Origin of the sequence: Anaerorudis cellulosivorans (genome assembly GCF_025943985.1) — a bacterium.
In the GTDB taxonomy this organism is placed as follows: domain Bacteria; phylum Bacteroidota; class Bacteroidia; order Bacteroidales; family Dysgonomonadaceae; genus Anaerorudis; species Anaerorudis cellulosivorans.
Map to the genome: position 1 here is coordinate 17,171 of NZ_JAPCWE010000018.1, position 18,266 is coordinate 35,436.

Annotated in this window: 8 protein-coding genes; 1 reads left to right on the plus strand and 7 read right to left on the minus strand. The window is 36.3% G+C overall.

Annotated features, from left to right (window positions below; genetic code table 11):
* Positions 1–4 precede the first annotated feature (4 nt).
* The 7 genes from OLM34_RS09895 to OLM34_RS09925 all read right to left on the minus strand — a co-directional run bounded on the left by OLM34_RS09895 (position 5) and on the right by OLM34_RS09925 (position 16,386).
* The gene (locus OLM34_RS09895) at positions 5–2,365 is read right to left on the minus strand and encodes a GH92 family glycosyl hydrolase (protein ID WP_413777221.1); all 2,361 of its coding nucleotides are present in this window, start codon (positions 2,363–2,365) and stop codon (positions 5–7) included.
* Positions 2,365–5,763 (minus strand): glycoside hydrolase family 38 N-terminal domain-containing protein, encoded by a 3,399-nt coding sequence (locus tag OLM34_RS09900; RefSeq protein WP_264407007.1) that lies wholly within the window; start codon positions 5,761–5,763, stop codon positions 2,365–2,367. Before OLM34_RS09900 ends, OLM34_RS09895 begins: the two co-directional genes overlap by 1 nt.
* Positions 5,764–5,852: 89 nt before the next feature.
* A complete protein-coding gene (locus tag OLM34_RS09905; RefSeq protein ID WP_264407008.1) occupies positions 5,853–9,005 on the minus strand; it encodes a GH92 family glycosyl hydrolase in 3,153 nt (1,050 codons plus the stop codon).
* Between the two features lie 38 nt (positions 9,006–9,043).
* Positions 9,044–9,799 carry a DUF3823 domain-containing protein gene (locus tag OLM34_RS09910; protein ID WP_264407009.1) on the minus strand — a complete coding sequence of 252 codons (756 nt, stop codon included), beginning with the start codon at positions 9,797–9,799 and terminating at the stop codon, positions 9,044–9,046.
* A 28-nt stretch (positions 9,800–9,827) separates the two neighbouring features.
* Entirely contained in the window at positions 9,828–11,783 is a 1,956-nt protein-coding gene (locus OLM34_RS09915) for a RagB/SusD family nutrient uptake outer membrane protein (RefSeq protein ID WP_264407010.1), read from the minus strand.
* A gap of 12 nt (positions 11,784–11,795) precedes the next feature.
* Positions 11,796–14,945: a SusC/RagA family TonB-linked outer membrane protein gene (locus OLM34_RS09920; protein WP_264407012.1), complete on the minus strand. Its 3,150-nt coding sequence runs from the start codon at positions 14,943–14,945 to the stop codon at positions 11,796–11,798.
* 703 nt (positions 14,946–15,648) lie between these two features.
* The gene (locus tag OLM34_RS09925; protein ID WP_264407013.1) at positions 15,649–16,386 is read right to left on the minus strand and encodes a GntR family transcriptional regulator; all 738 of its coding nucleotides are present in this window, start codon (positions 16,384–16,386) and stop codon (positions 15,649–15,651) included.
* 139 nt (positions 16,387–16,525) lie between these two features.
* Here OLM34_RS09925 and OLM34_RS09930 point away from each other — a divergent pair, with 139 nt between their 5' ends.
* Positions 16,526–18,262 (plus strand): class I mannose-6-phosphate isomerase, encoded by a 1,737-nt coding sequence (locus OLM34_RS09930; RefSeq protein WP_264407030.1) that lies wholly within the window; start codon positions 16,526–16,528, stop codon positions 18,260–18,262.
* The last annotated feature ends 4 nt before the right edge of the window (positions 18,263–18,266 follow it).

Below are 18,266 nucleotides of genomic sequence, written 5' to 3' on the forward strand. Positions count from 1 at the left end.
CTTATCAGTCAGTTAAATTCATATCAGGGTATTCCGAAAGCTCCACTACCATTTTTCCTCCCTGCACTACTTCTTCAAAAGGTAACATTGGGGTGCTCTGTTTTTTATTATTCAGCATAATTGAACGAATATAACATGCATCAGCCGTTGTTTTTTTTGATTCTATCTCAAATTTTTTACCGGGATGATAATGTTGATTTAAGTAGATCGTTACCTTATCAAATAATGGCGCTCCGATCTGCAATTTCGGATTGATTTCTGTTAATCCTTTCACATCAAATAATCCTATTGAGGACATTACATACCAACTTCCCAACTGTCCTTGATCTTCATCTTGTCCATAACCATAACCATGAAGGGGTTCAATACCGTAAAATTCGTTCAAAATAGCGTGTACCCATTTCTGCGATAGCCAGGGTTTTCCGGAAAAATTAAATAGCCATGATATATGTAAATTAGGTTGGTTACCATGATTATATAACGCATTTAAGCCGGCAAAAGCATTCAATTCTGTACCGCCACTAAATAGATTTTTTCGAGACAATGAAAAAATGCTGTCCAATCGATTATTAAATTTATCTTTCCCTACTAAATCGATCAATTGGTCAATATGATGTGGTACATAAAAAGTATATTGCATCGCATTTCCTTCTTGAAAGCCCTTCCAGGGAGCTAACGGATCAAAATTTTTCAAAAAATGTCCTTTCGTATCTTTCGGACGGATTAAAAGAGTTTCCTTATCAAAAAGAAGTTTCCACCCCTTCGATAATTCGGATAACCACTGATAGTCTTTCTCTTTCCCCAACTGTTTAGCAAACTGAGACACGGCAAAACAGCTAAAACTGTATTCCAGCGTATGTGAAGCACCGAATCCGGATCCTTCTTCGGTAGTTTTCATATCAAATCGTTCTTCATAAGGCGAATAGCCACGCTCTATAAATTGGCGAAGATCCATTTTCCCTGCCCCTTCTATACGTCCGCGCCATTCTACTTCATTTTTCAAAGCAGCTTCGTATCCGCATTCTATATCAAAATCACGTATACCGCAATTATATGCGGCAGCAATGGCCAAACCCGTAAAATTGGTTCCTACCCCCGATACATATTTACTGCATGCAATTCCGTCTCCTAACCATCCGGTTTCTTTATATACCAGCAGTTGACTTTTAATCCAGTCTGAATAATATTCCGGATAAGCTAAAGCCCAAAGTTGGGTCAAATTCCAAAAACCTCCCCAAATTGCATCGGTGTTATAATGATTATGGAGAGGATTCCCTTTTGCATCAAGCGCAATGCGTCCGGCGGAACCGTCATTTTTAGGATAATAACCATTTGCATCACTTGCTAATCCGCGCCCCAACAAGGCATGATAAAGTCCTGTGTAAAATTTCACTTTATCGGTTTCTTTACCCCCTTCAACAATGATTCTCCCCAAGTAATCATTCCATACTTCATTGGCAGATTTTCTGGCATCTTGAAAGTTTAAATGTTTACCTTCGGCTTCTAAATTATACCGTGCATTTTCTATTGAAGTATAGGAAAGTCCTACCTTTACGTCGATTGTTTCATTCTCCTTGGTAGAAAAAGTCAGATAAAGTCCTGCTCCTTGTCCTGCAATTTCTTGTTTACCCGGATAAATCGTATTTTTAATGAACGACCCAACCTTAATCGGTTTTTTATTCAATTCTGCCGAAAAATACATGCGGATATCTGCTCCGGGCTGATAAATATTTACATATACAGGCCATGTAATTACATACCCTTCAATTCTCCCATCAGAAGTATATCTCACATAAGCATCTTTCACTTCGCCACTTTCACCTTGTTTATTGCCTATATCGAAAATCAGATTCGACTGCTCCGACTTTGGAAAAGTGTAGCGGTGAAAACCCACTCTTTTTGTTGCGGTTAATTCAGCTTTTATTCCATAATCCTTTAAAAACACACAATAATAACCGGGCTTTGCTGTTTCGTCTTTTTTATCAAACCGAGAGCGGTATCCTCCATCCGGATTGTCAAGCTCTCCGGGTACAGTTTGCAAAGGACCTACTGTAGGAGCTAGTACAACGCCTCCTATTTGGAATTCGTGAAAATGAGCAAATCCTTCAATCGAGGTGTGACGAAAATCATAACCAACTGCCTGCCAACCGCCGGGATTGCCGAGGTGAGCATCGGTAGAAGGTGCCAACTTCGCCATACCAAATGGAACAGCTGCCGGAGTATAAAAAAACCACCGGCAATGTGCGGTTCCAATGTTTGGATCAACATAGTCACTCAACGATTTTTCTCCTTTAGCTTTCGCAGTAAAAGAGAATAATATCATCAAATAAATAACAATTAAATTCAATCGTTTCATCTTTAACATTAATATTCAAATTTTAGAGTCAACGTTTCATAAGGTTGCATCCAAAACGATTCTCCATTAAAAGTTCTTTTAATCGTTTCGTCATTATCACATTCATAAATTTTCGAAGGAATAGTCTCATTCCAGATAAATGAAGATTTGACAGGCCACCGAGAAGTATTCACCAAACGAACCAACAAATTGCTACTATTTTTACAGGGTCGAATAGTAGAAACAGCAATTTCATGATGCCCGCTCAGCATAAATAAACTCTTTATGGGAATCGGGCTATAAGAAATTGTAGCAACCAAAGGTTGTGAAATTTCGATTCCTCTACGTTTGTAATCTTTTGAGTCATTTTGAATAGGAATAACAGAATAATTTAGTCTACATATACCACCTTGGGAAGCCTTATAATTGGTTTTCCAAGAATTATTCATTACCCAGGAATAAAGAGTAGAGGAATGTTTTGCTACATTTTTCCATGCAAGAAATTCTTTTCTGTCTTCCATCCAATCCTCGCCTGTCATTTCTCCAATTTCCAAAATAGGAGTATCCGTAGTGGCCAAATAAATACTATGTTTCATGCCTTTTATAGCCACCCCGTTGTTTACACAAAAAAAATTCTTATTGCTGCCCGGCAATTGGTTTCTTTCAGGCGCTACTTCTTCAAAAGGTATATCCAATTTCAGCTGACTGTTAGGTATATTAAACGAAAACTTAAAGCGTACATTTTCATTTTCATAAATATTCTGTTTATCGATAATATTGGCTATATCTATACGCTTAATATCTTTATAAATAGTAACTTCCCTTATTAAAGAATTTGCTCCCGGAGCAACTGATACAATTCTAAGGGTTGCAAAAACCGGACCGTTGTTAACCAATTTGATATCCTTAATACTGTCGATTTCTTGTATATGAGTAGCGTTTCGCCCCGAATATATATACTGATTCAATCCTTTTTCTGCAACATAATTCCAATCTTCCCCCTCTATTTTTAAAGAGATAATAGCTCCCTTTGTTGTATCCACACAAAAAGAAAGAATTTTGTTTGATAATGTATTGTTTTGATATATAAATGCTTCTTTCGGCATTTCCTCTAAATCCTTTATCCAATAGACTTTCGAGCCTAAGGGAGGAACATCATGAGCCACAAAAAACCAACCGTTCTCTCCTTTTTTTTGCAAATAAGTTCTATTTCCTTCCTCATCAATAAGCATTTTATCCGATAAATCTTTCTGGGTTTCAATGCAAACTACATCCGTGCGTTGCCATATCTGTGTATTGAATACCTGTACAAATTCTTCTGTTCCTTTATGAACCTTCATTCGGGCTAAAGCAGAAAGGTAAAGGTGTTTGGACAAAGAATCTGCCCGATGAGCAAAAGCTTGTTTTTGAGACCACAGCAATTTTGTGAATTGTGATTCAGGTTCTGATGCACTCGTTGCTGCCCCCCAAGTATGTTCGGAAAATAAGACAATATTTCGCCAGCCTTTTAAAAAATCCGCCTCAGGATAATTAGTTTTGTCGATTAAAGACCATAAAATTTCTCCTTGATTCAAACGATCTGAGCTGCGGCGGTTCATAGCCAATTCAACAGCAGTTGAAGCTGCTCCGTCTTCCCAATAAGGCGTTATATCTCCTTTCATTACCGGAAGATAATCCCCATATTTTTCTTCAAAGTCTGTAAATAGCTGTTTGGTAGTACCGATTATAAATTTTGGGTATTCATATTTTTCATTCCACGCACGTATTATTTCCGGCATTTCTTTATCCGGAGGCCCGTTATCACCCTCAATCGTATAACGCATATAAGTGATATTATAAGGGTATTCCTTCATTTCCAATTCTGTCAGGTAATCCCAAATAGGTTCTGTCCCACAAGCAGCTAATTTATCCTCCAACCAGCTATGAAAAAATGAATATCCTTTACTTGCCGACCAAAAAAGAATTTTTTCTTTTCCAGAACCCGATTCCCAGTAAAAAGGAAAATCTCCTAACTCCGGATGAATATTCCCGACGCGACTACCTCCAACCAAATAAAAAGGGACATAGTTGGGAGCCATGGAAAAGTATTTTATCCCATTTTGAGACATGGAAGTAACAATACCCCATGTGGCCCCCGGAATATCAGACATCATTGCTGTACAAATATTTACACCCGTAGCTTTTTCTATTTGATGCGCATCGTCAAAAAGGTGTGTGATTTCTTCCTGTTTGCAAATCCCTGTCAAAATACTCCCTAAAGATGCATCGACTCCGATCACTCCTTCCTTGATCGCATCTATCAAACGTTTTGATTTTGTCGTCCCTTTATGTTGTTTCAAATATTCGGAAATCGGCCATGTTATTTCGGAATTCCAATGAAATTTTGCGCCTTCCGGAAAATCAGAGGTAGTTTCTGCTAAATGAATAGCCTGTTCAAGATTACGCCATTGTTTGGCCAACACTTCTTCATGATTATGTGTGTATCCGATATCAACATGCGAATGAGGTAAAAAATAAACTGTCCATTTCCTTGCTGCCGGCACAAGACATGATTTTTTTACAGAACCCTGTGATGAAAAAAAAGAAACAGATATTTTCTTTTCATTTTCCATTAAACCATTGGGAAAAACAGATGTATATTTTGTAATCCCAAGAGGGGAAGGCAAAATTTTATGAACTTGTTTTGTTCCTGCCACCTCTATTATAAATTGCCCTCCGGTATAAAGAGGATCATTCAATCTAATTGTAAACTCCCTTTCCGGCCCTTTCGGTGATTTACGATAAGCTTGTGAAGGTTTAAAAGAAAAATCTTCTATGGTTGGCAAAGCACTTATAGGAATGTTCTTTGATTCATAAAATTTTATTTCACTTAATCCATAAATATCTATATTTTGTTTATGTTCCTCAGCTTCTTGTCGGGTCAAAACCGAATTATCGTGATAATAATTGCCATTTTTCAAATCGGCTGTAATTACAAAATATTTCATCAAGAGTCCGGGAAGTTTTAACTGGAAATCGGCCGGTTCTTCTTTACATCCTGTTGATTTCGGAATAATAAAATAATCTTTATCACCATTCTTTAAAATATGCCATTCTTCACCATCTGAGGAATATTGAAAGTATACTTTTTGTAATCCTCTATTTGTGTGGTCATTTTGATTATGATTCCAGATTTCCAAAAAATCGATTTTCTGCACCTGATCAAATGAATATAACAGCCATACAACACCCGTTTTAGTTTTTTTATGAGCTCGGGTTTCACTTTGAGAAGGCAGTGAGATCCACATTGTACGACCCAAATTCTGTGATTGATGGTAGCGGTTTTTTATTCCGCTACCATTGATTGTTTCTACAGCAGGGAAACCCGGGAATTCACTACTTGCCATTACTTGCACTGATGGCATTTCTATAGGAGTGTATATTTCCATTGATTCTTGTGATTTTGCAGGAATTATAAATCCCACAAAACAAACAATGAATCCTAGAAAAAAATAAATAAACATATACTTGTTGATGATTATTTTAACAACTGTTGAGCATCTATGCATCCCCATTCTGTATTTGGTTTATCTCCCATTTCCAAAATCAAATTTCCTCCTTTCAATAACTCGGAGGCAGGGAAGAAAAAGCTATTCAAGTATTTGCCATTCAAAACGGCGTTTTGAATATATTTATTCTTTCTTGAAGCATTTTTGGCTTCAATTATAAAATGCTCACCTCGGTTATATTGCTTTCCTAAATTGATGATTACTTTTTGATACAGAGGACTACCTATCTCGTAAATAGGTTCCGTACGACATCCTCCGTCTGTTTGAAACAATCCCAGAGCTGCCATTACAAACCATGCACTCATCTGCCCTTGATCTTCATCACCCAAATAGGCATTCGAAATGCCGTAACCATAATATCTATCCATAACCGAACGACTCCATTTTTGAGTCAACCAAGGATGGTTTGCCCAATTAAATAAAAAAGCAAAATGCATAGACTGTTGATTTCCTTGCACTACCGGATAATCCCAATATTGATCATTCGGCGCGTTATAACGCCATTGTTCGCTCACTTCAAATCCCCAATTGAGACGATCGACAAATGTTTTTTCACCAATTATTCGAATTAAAGAGGGCACATCCTGAGGAACAAAAAAAGTCAATTGCCATGCATTACCTTCTACATAATGATGATTTCGTCCAGACTGAAAAGGGTCAAAATTAGGAATAAAATTACCGGCTGTATCGCGAAGATGGGCATATCCGTTAGTAGGATTAATTGCATTTTTCCACCATTCACCCCGTTGAGCAAACATATCATATTCTGCATATTTACCCAATGCTTTCGCAAACTGTCCTACTGTCCAGTCATCGTATGAATATTCCAGGGTATTGGAAAAACGTCCCTTTTCCATTGGGATATATTTGTAGGTAAGGTAAGGAATTAAATCACGATTGCCGGCAAGTCCGCCCCCAACATGGGCAGAAGGTGTCGTTTGCATTTTTTTAACAGCTTCAAAAGCCTTTTCTGTGTCGAAATCGCGAATCCCCATTTGATAAGCTGAAACAATAAGAGGAATTTCATGTTCTGCCACCATTACAGGTATATACTCCATGCCTGCCGGACCTTTTGCCAGCCATCCATTGGCATCATAAAGAGCTAATTGAGAATTTACCCATTTGGAAGACCACTCCGGTGTTATCAAATTCCACAATTGATTTAAATTCCAAAAGGTATTCCAAAAAGCATCACATCCTAATGCCAAATGATCGGGATGGGCCAACTTTTGCACTTTTTCATCCGGCGATACCCATTCGCCGTTTACATCACTCCAGGTATTGCGACAAAAAGCCCGATACATATTCGTATAAAAACGAACTTTTTCTCTCCGATCATTTGTAATAATTGTTACACGATTTAATATCTCATTCCATTTCTCTTTTTGATTTTGTACTACGGCTTCAAAATCCCATCCAAATTTGTCTGTTATCTCTTTTTGAAGATTCTCAGAAGCATTAGCGATGCTGACCAAAGAAATACCTGTTCGCACTTGAACTATCGGATGTTTTTGTGTATCGAACTCAACATATAAACCGGCATCGTTCAATTCTTTTCCTTCAATATGATTCGAATCAATAACTTTATCATTCTTCCAACCACCTACTTTTTTTATTGGGGCATCAAATTCAATTACAAAATTGACTACATATTCCTGATCAGCGTCATTACTCCAAACACCCGGGGAAAACTGTTTACTATATCCTTCAATTCTGGTATCACTTACTTTTTCAATTTTAACATCAGCCAGTTTATAATCATATTCTGCTTGAACATGCAAATCGATCATCACCCGCCCATCTTTGTCTTTAGGGAAGAAAGTATATCTTTGAAAACCGCATCGTTCAGTTGCAGTAAGCTCTGCCAGAATTTTAGTGTCTGTTAGAAACACTTTATAATATCCTAATGGCGCTTGTTCCGTTTTCTTATCCATGCGGGAACGATAGCCTTCATCAGGATGAAATTGATCACCAACTTTTGTATATAACTTACCGCTTGTTGGCATTATTCCCAATCCTCCCATTGTCCATTCGTGAATATGGGAAAAGCAGCCTATGGTCTCAAAGGTCGGTTGATACCCGGCTTGCCAACCCTTGTTTTGATTATCAGGACTCAGCTTTACCATACTGAAAGGCATCCACGGTCCGGGTGCAATCATCCAGCGAGAATGAGCAGTACCTATTTTAGTATCTACATAATCAGCCGCTGTTTGGATTGGCTGAGGTAAACGCACGACTGTCCCTTTTTTTATAACTTCATCATTTACCAAAATTAAGTATTGACTTTTTTGTATTTTCCTTACAGCGGGCATAGGGACTTCAAATACATAACGTGCTGTATCCAGTATATTCTCAAATATCAAAGAATTATCTAATTTAACCGAAAGTTTTGGGGATCCATGCAAATGCTCAATATCTACTAAAAGTGGCTGTACCCTTTTGTTTTCTTGCTCTATTTCATAATTAGCAGGTACAACATCTCTCAAAAAAACATACGGATTATTTTTCCCTAAAACAGTATTCGACGGCCCTTCCAGGGAGAGGCAATCAAAAACAATCCAACCCCCTTCTAAAACGGAAATTGTAAGGCAGTTTCCACCTTCCTTCAGTGTATTGGAAGCTATTGTAAATTCTAAAATTTGTTCTTTTGCATGATCTGTATTACCTTCCAAAACATCGTTGGAATGTCCTGCAACTTCAAACTTCTTCTCAGCATTATTGTTTACTGTTAATTTTACAACCGAACGGTTAGGATTGCAATCTACCAAGTCAACCACAAATTTCCATTCGCCATTTTTAGGTAGTTTGTCTATAGTAAACAAGATATTAATCTCATGCGTACGCCATCCGGAGGTTGGGGAGGTACCCCCCCAACTGTCATCCGGACCCGGCAAAACATAAGGAAAATCATTTCGAGCGATAGATTTGTTTACTAAAAAATAACGATCTTCATAACCAAAATCCTGAGCAAGAAATTGTTTATATTCTGAAGGCCCTAAAGCCAAATCTGCGGCAGAATTATCCGGTGTTCCTATTTGCCAAATTATCTGATTGTCAAATGCCCAACTAAATGTCAAACTATTTAAGCAAAAAAATAATACTACGATCTTCTTTAACTTCATCTTTTTATTTTGTATTATTGGTCATATTTATTAATATTTTAACGTGCTATGCTTGTTATTTCTTTTATTGTAGAATAATTATAACGATTGACGCCACTGAAACTTTTGGTAGTGCGCGCTCCCACTCTCAAAAAATATTTTCTCGAATAGGAAGGAAATGATCTTTGGGATCCTGTTCCAATGCCACTTGGCCAACCAGTAGAGATGGTAACGATCTTGTCAAGGGAAGGTAATGTTGAACCGATTAGTTTAGTGGAATAATTCGAGCTATAACTAAAATCTCCCACATATTGCGTTTCACTCACAAACAGCCAAACTTCTGCCAATGGTTGTTGGTATTCGGGGTTTGAAGTACCGCGAGTAATCTTCACTTTTACTGTTGCAGTGCCATCAGCATTAATAACAGGTTCCTCAATCCACTCAACGCGAAGCAATGGTTCAACTTCAAAATTTTTCTCGACTATTCCTCTAATATCTATGATTTCTTCCTCCAAAGGTACAAATGCTCCCTCAGGTTTTACACCATATCTTCCTTTAAATATTTTAGTATTATTGAATTTACCATCCATCATACAATTCATATAATAGGGTATAGGGTTTTCCCTCCAGCTATATTCCATCATGGCAATACGAATGCCTGTATTGCCGATTGCTGTTTGAAAAGGTTCATTGGTGCCGGCATCGATAAAAGATCCTCTGAATGTCTCTGCCGGAAAATCATAGTTGTCTGTTTCGCAGGAAATCAAAGCTGGAAGGGCAAGAAATAAAAAAACAAAATATCTAAAATTTTTCATAACTGTAAATTTAAAATTTTAAATTGAATTAATAACCGGGATTCTGTTTACAATTCGGATTTTTACTTATTTCCGATGTAGGAATGGGTTGATAATAATATCTTGTGTCAAATGTATAGATATATTGAAATCCTCCTCGCGGTTCCTGGAATTTGACCGATAGAAAATATTTTTGAGCATCCGTTGAATAAAACGAATTCAGAATTTTGTATCGTCTGTTGTTTTGCTCTTCATGAAGAACCCTCCAACGTTTTAAATCCCAATATGTTTTATTCTCAAAGGCGAGTTCTTTGCGGCGTTCATTACGAATGATGTTAATATTGTCGAGAGCTAACTCTGAAGAAAGCAAAGTAGCACCTGCACGTTCACGAATACTGTTTATATTATTATAGGCTATTGAACGATAGTTATCACCCGTGATTCCTGCCTTGAACAATTCATAAGCTGCCTCGGCTTGATTCAGAAGAACTTCCGCATAACGAATTTCGATCCAACATTGCGTAGAATTAAAATCGTTAGTTGTGCCACTTTCCCTCAAATATTTGCGAAGATATACACCCCCAACATTACCAAAATCCCAATTTGATACCGGTCCATTAATACCGGCAGCCCTCATGCTGGTTCCATTCGGATCTCCCGCTTTTAATTGTATGAGAGGGTTCGAGCTCAAACTTTCTGCCAATTTCAAATTCGGATCAGTCAATTGATTGCAGTTTCCAACATCTCCCTCATTAGCCAAAGGAGAGATTCCATTGCTTGCATCACCTGTCCAGATGCCACGACGAATCTCGATCACCTTACCTCTGTAAGTATCCATTGGGAAAATTACGGTAGCACGTAAACGGGGTTCTGCATTGGCAAAAGCACTTAAAGGTGAATCAAAAAGAATATACTTTCCGTTACTGTCTATATTCTTAAAATAACCATTCTCGTCTTTAGGAATACCATCAAACATTTCGATGAAGTCGATGGTCGGATTGACTTCAGAATCATTACCTCCGGATTTTGTCTGATAGGGTTGAACCGATTCATCGAAATTGTGAGGTGCATTCTTTATTTCATAGTATTTTACGAAAATGTTTTCGGAGGTTTCATTTAGAAACATATTCCTGAAATTCTCATATTGAGCAATGCGATCATTGGCCTTCCAAAGACCTTTATATAACGAATATTTTTTTGAATCAACAACTCGTTTGGCTGCATCATAAGAGGCCTTGAAATAGTCGTTTGCACGGTTTGAGGGAACGCCGCAAATGCGTACCGATGTGCCATTCTGATCCTGAACCTCATTTACCGTATTATATTTCGCGATGCTTCCTGCATATAGCATTGCCCGTGACTTAAATGCAGCTGCGACATATTTATTTGCACGTCCTTTTGCAGGCGAATTTTCAGGCAGATTCTCTATAGCATAATCTAAATCAGAGGAGATAAAATCCCATATGGCTTCTTCTGAGGCTCTGTAATAATAAGTTCCTTCCATATTGACAGAAGCCGGATAATCTATAACTGCATCTACAAGAGGCACCCCTCCATATCTTTTTACCAAAGCAAAGTATGTGTATGCTCTGGCAAAACGAGCCTCTGCGAGATACATCTTCACTTCTGATTCACTGAATGACGATGAATATTTGGAAATATTTTCAAGAAACATATTGATGTCCCGAATTTCCGAATAGGCTTCATCCCAATATGAAAACCCTTCATTATCGGAAGCTTGTGTATCTCTGCCGATAGCTTCACCGGTAAGACAAGCCATTTGTTTATAATGAGCCCCATTGAAATTGAATCCTGACGGATAGTAATATTTGAAATCTTCAATAGGAAGTCTACTGTATATTCGAGCCAGATTACTCGTAACACCCTCATTACTGCCAAAGATATCCCTTTCTCCTAACAAATTTATAGGCGGAATATTCAAATCGGTACATGCTACTATAGCGGCACATAAACCTGTAAGTATAAAGATTTTTTTTAATTTCATAATGCTTCACTTTTAAAATTTTACATTCATACCTATTGAAAATGTCTTGTTGATAGGGTAATTATATCCCAAGTTTGAAAGACCTGAACTGCTCGTGTTATTTATGTAGAATTCAGGATCCATGTATTTTAACTTTGTAAAAGTTAAAGGATTATATGCATTTGCATATATTCTTATGCTTTTAAGTTTAAAATGACCTAACAATTTATTTGGTAGCGTGTACCCGATTTCAAAGGTTTTCAGTCTAAGATAAGCGGCGTTTTGAATATTGAAATCGGAAGATGAATTAGGTAATGAGCCGGTATAAGCATAATAACCTTTTTCCCAGTCAGTTGAAGGATTGTAAGGATCAGCGGTTGGATCTACAGGATGCCAACGATCTAGAAAATCCGTAATGGCATTTGAGTTTGACCAAAGAGGTTCATATAAAAATTCTCTCGGAATAACATATTTTTTGCCTGATCCTTGCCAAAGCATGGTCAAATCCCATCCTTTCCATTGGGCATTGAAACTGAAGCCATAGTTGATAAGAGGAACTTGTGCATTGGTAGCTATAGGATGAACATCAAGATCGTTGATCCATCCATCTTCATTCCAGTCTAGATATTCATAATCGCCTAGTATAGAACCTCGGCCGATATATACAGGATTATAATATATTTCATCCCAACTTGTGATTCGTCCATTTCCTTCATAGCCCCACCATATGTTGTTATAACGTTCATTGACATTATTTCGCCAATTCAAATAAGAATTACCTAACTCTGCCATTTCATAGTGTTTTGTTTTCGTTCTGGTGTAGGAAATATTCCCTTTTATCTGATACGATAAATCGCTTATGCGATTTGTGTGACTAAGTTCAATCTCAAAACCTCGGGTTTGATCGCTGTTCAAATTTTCCTGTGGAAGACTTGCTCCAACAATACCGGGCAAACTTTGTATGCGAGTTGCCAAGAGTCCTGAACGATTTCTGTCGAAGTAATCTATCGTTGCTCCCAATAAACTATTCCATGCACTGAAGTCTGCGCCTATATTGAATATTTTCGATTTATACCATGTAATTTCCCTGTTTGCCAGACCGGTATTGCTAGAGGAAGACACAAATTTATCACCAAATACGTATCCTGCCGGCAACCCCCTGGGACTTCCGGAAGCAGGGTATTGATAGCCACTTATAAATTGGTAAGACAATGCACTATCGTCACCTGTTATACCATAGGAAGCACGAAGCTTTAGGTTATCAACGAAATTAAGTGATAAATTTTTCCAAAAGCTTTCTTCCGAGATTCTCCATCCTCCCGAAATTGAAGGGAAAAATCCCCATCTGCTATTTTCAGGAAATTTTGAAGAGCCTTCGTAACGGTATGAGAATTCGGCAAGATACTTGCTTTTGAAATCGTAACTAACACGGCCAACTGAAGCAAGATTTGCATAATCATATAGCGAACCGCTGCTGGTGCTTTGTTTGATTTCCTGGTTTTCACTTATTCCTGCAAATATTTGAGGTAAAGGTAGCACTAAATAACGTGTTCCGTAGAAGTTATCTCCTTGATAATGTGAATTTTCAAACAAATTCATGGCAGAAATTGAATGATCCCCGAATTGATGTTCGTAAGCAATTTGTAATTGCCAAAGATTCGCATCTTTCCCATAAAAATATCGAGAAATACTACTATTGCCACTTATTTTAGTATTCGCTTTATATTCTGTACCATTCGGTAAAAACAGTGAAAAACTCTTAGAGTATTCCTTATTGTCGTTCAGCGTATAATCATAACTATACATAGCTTTTAAGGAGAGACCTTCCAGAAAGGGAATCTGATAAGTAAGGCTTAAATTTGATTGAAACCATTTACTTTTATAGCTGTTATTACCTACAAGATCCTTATCCATCATGGCTACAGGATTCACAATCACATTCCAATCCATCATGGCATATTTACGGGATTCTTCATCATAATAGATTTTATCCATAGGGCGATGCAACCACATTGATCTGACGATGTCATTCGAACCATATGGTGAAGATTGTCTTTCGTCAAGTAAACCCGATAAATTCACGTCTAACAGTAACTCTTCTGTAATTTTTGCGGAAATATTACTGCGAAGTGTATATTTATCATAATTGATAGCATTGGTTTTAAGAAAACTACCCTGATTTAGATACCCTATGCTCGTAAAGTATGAAATAAAATTATTGCCGCCTGTTGCACTTAGGATATGCTGGGTAGCGGGAGCAGTTGTACGCATGACTGCTTTTTTCCAGTTTGTAGAAAGATTTGTTCCGTTGCGGTAAGATTCAATTTCTTCCGCAGAGTATCGAGGTACTACATTACTGTTATCAACGTTGTGTTTTAACTTCTCATTATAGAGGATCATCCAGTCTGCAGCATCAACCAAATCAGGGTAATTAGAAGGTTTTTGCCAACTCATATATCCCGAATAATTGATATTTGGCAGACCTGTCTTATCCCCTTTTTTTGTGGTAATTATGATAACACCATTTGCCGCACGAGAACCATAAACGGCCCCCGATGCATCTTTAATTACGGATATATTCTCTATATCTTCAGGGTTTAAACGAGATATATTATTCCGAGGAACTCCGTCAATAACTACGAGTGGTGAACCAAATCCCCGGATGTCCATATAGGTGTTGTATTGTCCCGGCTCGCTTGAATTTTGCGCGATGCGAAGTCCCGCAACCTTACCTGCAAGCATATTTTGTAAGTTTTCGTTTTTAGTAGATACAATCTCTTTATTCGTAACTGCAGATACTGCACCTGTGAGTGATGCTTTCTTTTGGATTCCATAGCCAACGACTACAACTTCTTCTAGTGCTTCCGTTTCTTCTTTGAGAATGACATTTATTGACGATCTGCCATTTATTTCTACAACCTGCGTTTGCATTCCGACATAAGAAACTTCCAATTTTGCATTAGGAGGAACATTACTAATGGAAAATTTTCCGTTAATATCCGTCACGGTCCCTTGACTTGTACCTTGTACTCGAATTGATACTCCGATTAAAGGTTCATCATTACTATCTGTAACGGTACCTGTTACAGTAATATTTTGAGCATAGATGACAGCAAAAGACAATATTCCTATAACAATGAATAGGAGTCTTTTACTAAAACTTGATAAAGCGTTATTTTTCATTCTTTTTAAACATTTAAATATTTTTCTATTACATATCGAATAATCTTTATTTGATTATTATTTTCCATTTTACAACTGAAAATTTTAAATTTGAAGAATGTAGGGTGAATCTCTTGTTTTTCTAATTTCTTTCATGTCATTGTTTTTTTTCAATTATTGTCGAGTTTTCTTATTAAGTCAAAATCATACTATAAAACCGTTTGAATATCAATTTATTAATGAATATAATTTTATAATTTGTCACAATTTTCAAATTTATAAGTATGTATGAAATATGCAGTATTTGCTTATAATTAATTATTTTATGAGATTTATCCCACTAATAATGTAGATACATTATGCTGTTTAAGCAACATTATTTTTTGCAATATGTATAAACATATTAATTGATTGTGCAAATATATATATAATTTTTTCCCAACGCATTTTTTGATGTATTTTTTGCGTTAAAGATTTGTAAAAATATATAAGTTGCTTTCGGTTAATATAATCCTTCAACAGATATTGTTAATAATCAAATAATTATGATTAAACAAAAATGTTACTTTTCTTTACATTAGCGGTATTATGAGGGGATTTACCTTTTCCACGAAAAGGAGAAGGTCATGTTTTCAGGTATTATTTGTTTTTGACTGTCCCTCAATCAACTATTATTTTAAGGCTTCCGGTGAAAAATAGGACCGATTTTTCGAGTAATTATGAATTACGAAATTGTCTTTATATTTCTTACACATTCAATTTTGTAACTGAAAGAATCGGATCTATACCAACCTATATTATATTCAATAGGAACATCGTTTATATCTCTCACATATCTTTTTCGAATTAAAATAGGATCACCTGTTTCCACTTCCAATTTCGAAGCTATGAAATCATTAGCCCCGGCTGCCTTGATTTCTTCATTGGATGTTTTTACGATTATATTAAAATCGTTTTCCAAAATTTCATAGAGTGGGCGATTAAAATTTTCGGATCCGGTTAGTGGAATTTTAGGATTAAATTCGGAGCAAAAATAAACAAATGGGAAATTTTCCTTTCCTCTTAATCTTTCTAACCGAAAAATTTTAATATCGTCCTCTATTTTAAAAAAATCTTTTGCTTCCTCACTCGGTTTTTGTCGACTTATGTGCAATTCAAAATTCTCAACTTGTATTCCTAATACTTTCATTTCTTGAGAAAAACTCAACCAGTTGTTAGCTTCACTGTATATATTTTTTTCGGCAACCCGTGTGCCCACACCTTTTTTCCTAATCAGTAAACCTTCTGAAACAAGCTTATTTATAGCCTGTCTTAACGTATTTCTGGATATCTTTAATTGTTCAGCCAATTCAATTTCATTTGGAAGCATTTTCCCCGCTTTATATTCATCGGATGAAATTAAATTCCTGAGAAACGATTCAGCTTGCTTATGCAAAGGAATACGATTATTATGATCAATCATAGCATTCAATTTTGTACAAAGTAAAACATTTTTCCAAATTACACAAAAAATTTGTCTGGAATTATATTTTATGTATATTTGCGGACTCATATGTTCATACATATAAAGATAATGTTTTTACAATAACAAATTATATTATATAATGAAAAGTACATACGACAAATTTCCATCAATTTCAATCGATAATGGAATGATAATCCAAGGATGGGAGAACATAATTTCAACTATAGAAAAAAAAATAAATAATAAATGTAAAACAATAACGATAGAATGTTATTCGGGTGTATATTATGAAGAACTCAAATCACATTTTAAAAAAATAAAAAATGCGTTGTTCATAGATACTCTTCAGCTCTTTAAAACTGAAAAGAGCATAAAATCCATGACAAAACCATTTATAACCAACGATATACTTTTCGGATATTATACCAATCTCTCCATCGAAAATTATTTTAATAAAGAGAAAGTCAAAAATGAACGCAAAAAAATCGACAAAACTAAAGGTACAGTCATAATCTTTGGATATGGAGCTCAATACATCAAAAAAGGAGACCTGGTTATTTATGCAGATATGCCAAGATGGGAAATACAACAAAGAATGCGCAAAAAAGAAGTAACGGGATTGGGTGTAAATAACAAAAACGAGGAGTTTTCCTTACAATATAAACGTGGCCTTTTTAACGATTGGAAAGTTTTGGACCGACATAAAAAGCAGATATATGAAGAGGTGGATTTTTGGATCGATAGTGTTTCAAAAGGAAATCCCAAAATGATAGATAAATCGACTTTTTTGGAGGGAATGGAAAAAGCATCCAAATCTCCTTTTAGAGTTGTGCCTTTTTTTGATCCTGCACCTTGGGGTGGTCAATGGATGAAAGCTGTTTTCGATCTGGACAACAATATTTCGAATTTCGGTTGGTGTTTTGATTGCGTCCCCGAAGAAAATAGTTTACTTTTAAAGGTAAACGATATTCTTTTTGAAATGCCATCGATCAATTTGGTCTATCTGAAAAGTAAGGATCTTCTGGGTGAACCGGTAGAAGCCCGATTTGGGAAAGAATTCCCCATTCGTTTCGATTTTCTGGACACGATGGAGGGAGGAAATCTAAGTTTACAAGTCCATCCAACTTTCGAATTTGCTCATGAAAATTTCGGATTAACATATACTCAAGATGAAAGTTATTATATCGTCGATGCCAAAGAAGATTCCTGTGTATATTTAGGAGTTAAAACGGGGACGAATAAAAATAGTATGCTTGAAGAGTTAAAAAAAGCGAACGCATGTTCCGGAGTCGATTTTGCCGCAGAAAAATATGTAAATAAAATTCCCGCAAAGAAACACGATCATTTTTTAATCCCGGCAGGCTCAATCCATTGTTCAGGGAAAAATACGGTAGTTCTGGAAATAAGTACTACTCCTAATCTTTTTACTTTCAAATTGTGGGATTGGCAAAGATTGGGACTCGACGGCAAACCCAGGCCGATAAACATCGAAAGAGGAGAAAAAGTAATTCAATGGAATAGAAATAGTGAATATGTTGAAAATGAACTAACAAACAAATTCGAAATAATAGATCAGGGCGATGGTTGGATAGAAGAGAAAACCGGGTTGCACAAAACACAATTCATTGAAACAAGAAGGCACACGTTTTCCAAACCTGTTCTTCATTCAACGCACGAATCGGTTAATGTTCTCAACCTGGTAGAAGGGGAAGAAATCGTTATAGAAAGTTTAAATGGCGAATTCGAACCTTTAATTATTCATTATGCCGAAACATTTATTATTCCTGCTTGTATAAATCAATATATCATTAAACCTCATGGAAATTCAAGCAATAATAAATGTATAACGATAAAAGCTTTTGTACGACATTAATAAT